The 3,304-nt window shown below is 70.1% G+C and carries 3 protein-coding genes; all 3 read left to right on the forward strand.

The window, feature by feature from the left end; genetic code table 11:
- Positions 1-252 precede the first annotated feature (252 nt).
- Positions 253-1,281 carry a substrate-binding domain-containing protein gene (locus tag GL263_RS23875; protein ID WP_182857814.1) on the forward strand — a complete coding sequence of 343 codons (1,029 nt, stop codon included), beginning with the start codon at positions 253-255 and terminating at the stop codon, positions 1,279-1,281.
- A gap of 5 nt (positions 1,282-1,286) precedes the next feature.
- Positions 1,287-2,396, forward strand: coding sequence for an ABC transporter permease (locus GL263_RS23880; protein WP_182857816.1), 1,110 nt, complete (start codon positions 1,287-1,289; stop codon positions 2,394-2,396).
- Positions 2,397-2,401: 5 nt separating this feature from the next.
- Positions 2,402-3,304: ATP-binding cassette domain-containing protein (locus tag GL263_RS23885; RefSeq protein ID WP_194377863.1), on the forward strand; the 903-nt coding region annotated here is incomplete at its 3' end.

The following is a 3,304-nucleotide window of genomic DNA, read 5'->3' on the forward strand; positions in this document are numbered from 1 at the left end:
GGTCTAGAACCTGTCGACCGGCACTGTCAAGGCTTTGTACTGACATTCGGACCTGCTTGAAGAAATGATGTCCTAACAAAGTATTGACAGTGGGGTGCGTCACGGGCTTGTATCCCGTCCAAGCCGCGCTGCCCGCCGGCCCGGCCCCACGCGGCGGTCGCGGGCACCACACACGGCGGCCGCCGGGCCCTCCCCTCCCGGCCGGCCGCACCCTCATCCCTTCCCTCCTCGCGCAGTGAGGTGCACGTACCGATGAACGACCGCACGAACCAGACCAGCCCCCGCCGCAGACCCGCCGTCGTGCTCGCCGCGACCCTCACCACCGCCGCACTGGCACTCGCCGGATGCTCCAGCGGCTCCGGCGGCAAGCAGGACCGGGAAGGCGGCCAGAATGCCGCCGCCGGCAAGGCCGACACGCCCAGGATGACCGTCGCGATGATCACCCACGCCTCGCCCGGCGACACCTTCTGGGACATCGTCCGCAAGGGCGCCCAGGACGCCGCCGCCAAGGACAACGTCAAGCTCGTCTACTCCGCCGACCCCAACGCCGCCACCCAGGCCAACCTCGTCCAGAACGCCATCGACCAGAAGGTCGACGGCATCGCGGTCACCCTCGCCAAGCCGGACGCCATGAAGGCCGCCGTCGCCAAGGCCCGCCGGGCCGGCATACCCGTCGTCGGCTTCAACGGCGGCATCGAGGACTGGAAGAAGCAGGGCCTCCTCCAGTACTTCGGCCAGGACGAGCGGGTCGCCGGCGAGGCGTTCGGCCGCAAGCTCAACGAACTCGGCGCCAGGAACAGCCTGTGTGTCATCCACGAACAGGGCCAGGTCGCGCAGGAGGCGCGGTGCGCCGGAGTGAAGGCCACCTTCGACGGCAAGATCCAGAACCTGTACGTCAACGGCACCGACATGCCCTCCGTGAAGGCCACCCTCACCGCCAAGGTCAAGCAGGACCGCGCGATCGACCACGTCGTCACCCTCGGCGCGCCCTTCGCGCTGACCGCCGTACAGGCCACCAAGGACGCCGGCAGCAAGGCGAAGGTCGTCACCTTCGACCTCAACAAGGCCCTCGTGGACGCCGTCCGCAGCGGCGACGTGGCCGTCGCCGTCGACCAGCAGCCCTACCTCCAGGGCTACCTCGCCGTCGACTCCCTGTGGCTCTACAAGACCAACGGCAACTTCAGCGGCGGCGGCGAGGCACCCGTCCTGACCGGCCCGGCGTTCGTCGACAAGGACAACGTCGACGAGATCGCCGAGTTCGCCGCGAAGGGAACCCGGTGATGGCCATGACCCGGGCGACGCCCGCCCCGGCGGGCACCACGCCACCACCCGGCGGCGGCCGAAAGGCCGCCGGCGGCCCCGGCGCGCCGGCCGGGCCCGCCGCCGACGGTCGCACCCTCCGCCGCTCGCTCGGCCGCCGGCTGCTCGCCCGCCCCGAGATCGGCGCGCTGCTCGCCGCCGTCGCCGTCTACCTGGTCTTCTTCACCGTCGCCCCGCCCTTCCGCGAGGCCGGCTCCCTGGCCACCGTGCTCTACCAGGCGTCGGTGATGGGCGTCATGGCGCTGCCGGTGGCGCTGCTGATGATCGGCGGCGAGTTCGACCTGTCCGCCGGCGTCGCCGTCACCACCTCCGCGCTCACCGCGAGCATGCTCAGCTTCCAGCTCTCGGCGAACGTGTGGACGGGCGTGCTCGTCGCGCTGGTGTTCTCCCTCGCCGTCGGCGCGTTCAACGGCTACCTGCTGATCAGGACCGGACTGCCGAGCTTCCTCATCACCCTCGGCACGTTCCTCATCCTCCAGGGCGCCAACCTCGCCGTCACCAAGATCTTCACCGGCAACGTCGCCACCGACTCCATCAGCGACATGGACGGCTTCGCCCAGGCCGAGCGGATCTTCGCCAGCGAGATCGGGGTCGGCGGAGTCCAGGTGAAGATCACGGTCCTGTGGTGGCTGCTCTTCGCCGGCCTCGCCACCTGGCTGCTGCTGCGGACGCGGTTCGGCAACTGGATCTTCGCCGTCGGCGGCAACAAGGACAGTGCCCGCGCGGTCGGCGTCCCCGTGAACCTCACCAAGATCGCCCTCTTCATGGGCGTCGGCGCGGGCGCCTGGTTCGTCGGCATGCACCTGCTGTTCTCGTTCAACACAGTCCAGTCCGGGGAAGGCGTCGGGAACGAGTTCCTGTACATCATCGCCGCCGTCATCGGCGGATGCCTGCTGACCGGCGGCTACGGCTCGGCCATCGGGCCCGTCATCGGCGCGCTGATCTTCGGCATGGTGTCCCAGGGCATCGTGTACGCCAACTGGAACCCGGACTGGTTCAAGGCGTTCCTCGGGGTGATGCTGCTGCTCGCCGCCCTCGTCAATCTGTGGGTCCGCCGCACGGCGACCCGGAGGTGAACAACATGACCGACACGCCAGAGCCCGGCCACGGCCCGGCAGCCGACACCGGTACCGCCACCGCCGGCGCGGCGACCGCCGCCGACACCGACGCGCCGCCCGTCGTGGAGCTGCGCGGCGCCGGGAAGTCCTACGGCAACGTACGCGCCCTGCACGGCGTCGACCTCGCCGTCCACGCCGGACGGGTGACCTGCGTCCTCGGCGACAACGGCGCCGGAAAGTCCACCCTCATCAAGATCATCTCTGGGTTGCACCAGCACACCGAGGGCGAGTTCCTGATCGACGGCGACCCCGTCAAACTCTCCACCCCGCGCGAGGCGCTGGACCGGGGCATCGCCACCGTCTACCAGGACCTCGCCACCGTGCCGCTGATGCCCGTCTGGCGGAACTTCTTCCTCGGCTCCGAACTCACCCGGGGCACCTGGCCGCTCCGCCGACTCGACATCCAGCGGATGAAGCGCACCGCCGACGAGGAACTCCGCGCCATGGGCATCGTGCTCGACGACCTCGAACAGCCCATCGGCACCCTCTCCGGCGGCCAGCGCCAGTCCGTCGCCATCGCCCGGGCCGTCCACTTCGGCGCCCGGGTGCTCATCCTCGACGAGCCGACGGCGGCACTCGGCGTCAAGCAGTCGGGCGTGGTGCTCAAGTACATCGCCGCCGCCCGCGACCGCGGCCTCGGCGTCGTCTTCATCACCCACAACCCGCACCACGCCTACATGGTCGGCGACCACTTCACCGTCCTGCGGCTCGGCACCGTCGAGCTGAACGCCGCCCGCGCCGACGTCGGCCTGGAGGAACTGACCAACCACATGGCGGGAGGCGCCGAACTCGCCGCGCTCAAACACGAGTTGGCGCAGGTCAGAGGCGTCGACACCGAAGGGCTGCCCGAGGAGTCGGAGCTGACC

The sequence above is a fragment of the Streptomyces durbertensis genome, from assembly GCF_014156695.1.
In the GTDB taxonomy this organism is placed as follows: domain Bacteria; phylum Actinomycetota; class Actinomycetes; order Streptomycetales; family Streptomycetaceae; genus Streptomyces; species Streptomyces durbertensis.